Source organism: Phyllobacterium sp. 21LDTY02-6 (assembly GCF_023554255.2).
Lineage (GTDB): Bacteria > Pseudomonadota > Alphaproteobacteria > Rhizobiales > Rhizobiaceae > Phyllobacterium.
On record NZ_JAMJWD020000009.1, the window covers coordinates 1 to 2,303 of the forward strand.

The following is a 2,303-nucleotide window of genomic DNA, read 5'->3' on the forward strand; positions in this document are numbered from 1 at the left end:
TGGCGGATGCCCGGAATCCGCTCCTCCAGCCACGGCAGATATTTCTTCTTGTAGCCGCGGAACCGTTCGAGATACGTCTCCCAAACTTGCCATGAAATTGTTGGATAGGGCAGCATGCGGCCGCCAATGCCAATGGTACAGTACTTGGGGATGATCATGCCGTTAAAGCGGTGATAGTAGGCTTCGCTTATCGATGGTGGCACACTCAGTTGCCGACTCTCCCCGTGCATTCTGGCCGTTTCGGCATAACGCGGGTCGGATGGATTTCCACCCCAGCGTCCTCTCTCAATCACGACGACCTTGCCATTGATTTCCAGGCCCATAGCCACAAGAAAGTCTGGCTGCATACTACCGTCAGGGACAGGGATCATGCTATGACCCGCAGCACGCACGAAGAGTTCGCCACCGTTCATCAGGATGGCGCCGGTGCGCGGCTGATGCTTGCATGTCAGTTCAAACAGCCATTCCTTGCCAAGCTCGAGCGGCGATAAATAGTCCTCCTCACCGAGATAGATGCGCATGGCGTGCCGGACGGTGCGAGGTATCTGCGAAGCACTCGTCCAATGGCCAATCACCCGATTGTAATCGGGACCTGGAGTGAAGAATTCTCTCCTCGTCACAGAAGGACATTCTATGGATGCGTATTTCATTCCAAGCCCTTGCGCATTCTGTTGATCCCAGCTTGAAGTTGCCTTCTAATTTCTCGTTGTTGGCCTCTCAACCAATCCTTGTACCTAGCATCAAGCGGCTCTCCCTTATAGGTCATCCACTCATTGTCCGTGCCCTGAACCCGGCAGCCTTTGGAGCAGTTCAAAGTACCTTCCATAGGCTGGAAATTGCGCGGATCGTTCAGAATTCGATCGCTGCGACGATGGCGGATATCACACGTTCCTCAATACCGGCTCGTCCGTAATTAGGAATAGATTATCCCTGAACAGCGATTTCAACTTGGCACGGCGCATCGAAAATAAGCACAGATCATTGGCAACATCGGAAATGTCATCGGTCAGTTGAACCAGATAGGCATCGCCAATCTTATGGATCGGGAAGCCTGCACCAGCGATCGCAATTTCATCCACTTCCATGGCAAACCTCGGGCCAAACCAGGAAGCCCATCCGAGATTGGTCAGCCCGGACACAAGACTGTTCAACTCCCCAGCTCTGAATTCGCTGTAGAGTTCGCCGCCCAAATAGCGGGACCATGCCTTTTGCTGAACGTCCTCCTCATATGTATAATCCGTCACGTCCTTGCTGCTGACTTCAGGGCCATCAGTTAGGCTTAAGGGGTGGAGCAGCGCTGCAAAGGGCGACGTCAGTTCACACCACGACCCGAATAGCCCAATCCAATCGATATTCTTGTCAAACTGTGACTGGAACCAAATACGAGCAGGCAACATTTCGCCGTATATATTCGTAGTGCTGAAACTGACGGAACCTTGGGACCTTGGCACCATGCGCCGCTTCCAGTGGAAGTCTTGGTGGAATTCGCTTAGCGAGCCGTTGACCCGCAAGGTCGCCCGATTAGCCCAATGATCTCTGCAGTCTTCAATGCCTGCAATGTCCAAACCGTGTCTAGCAGATACTTCTCCGAACGTCGCGATCCTTTGCGGCCTCAACTTCGGCTCAGCAAATACCTGGGACAGTAAATCCTGCCCCACCGGCCAGGGCGTCAAGTCGGCATTTGTCTGAAGTTCGAAGACCAGCTCATGGTTCATGGTTTTTCCAAGGAATCATACGAAGAACACGAATGTTCCGTTCGGTTAAAGATCGGCGGCATCGCGGAACAGGATGCCAGTCAGCTTGGCTGACTTGCAGGCATCGCGAAGGATGTCGTCGCAGATAAAACTGGTCCCCAGCTGCGGCTGTTCAAATATACGTACGCTGCCAATTTTAGCTTCGTCGAATGCTAAACTGGCACCGCCAGCCACGCTGTATATCTTTGCTCCCTGATCGTACTTTATCCGGACTTGGGACTTTTCCTCATCGATGGCGTCCAGCTCGCGAATGACATCACAGAGATAGCGCGGGTCGCCTTTGCTGCCATCTGGCAGCGTAAAATCGCAGGGCACAAAGGCAAAACCCTCCGGATCGACCGACTCGAACACCTCCTTGGTACGCTGCGAAGCCATCCAGTAGCGGCCCAGGCTTTCGAGATCACGGACGGCCCTAAATCCCCTCCCTTGTCTTGCATGCGGTGTTTCAGGCAGTGGATCGACAAAGCCCCGCTGACCACGAGGCGGATAAAAGCCCATCATGCCGGGTGTCCTCAACGCAGATTCATTGACGATATCAATGCCATGACC

At 53.5% G+C, this 2,303-nt stretch carries 3 protein-coding genes; all 3 read right to left on the minus strand.

Annotated elements, in window-relative coordinates; all coding sequences use genetic code 11:
- Window positions 1–650, minus strand: a 650-nt coding sequence (locus tag M8997_RS22075; RefSeq protein ID WP_252597223.1) for a hypothetical protein, incomplete at its 3' end; no start/stop codon positions are given.
- 231 nt (window positions 651–881) lie between these two features.
- A complete protein-coding gene (locus M8997_RS22080; RefSeq protein WP_250020348.1) occupies window positions 882–1,715 on the minus strand; it encodes a hypothetical protein in 834 nt (277 codons plus the stop codon).
- A gap of 45 nt (window positions 1,716–1,760) precedes the next feature.
- Window positions 1,761–2,303, minus strand: a 543-nt coding sequence (locus tag M8997_RS22085) for an imm11 family protein (protein ID WP_252597224.1), incomplete at its 5' end; no start/stop codon positions are given.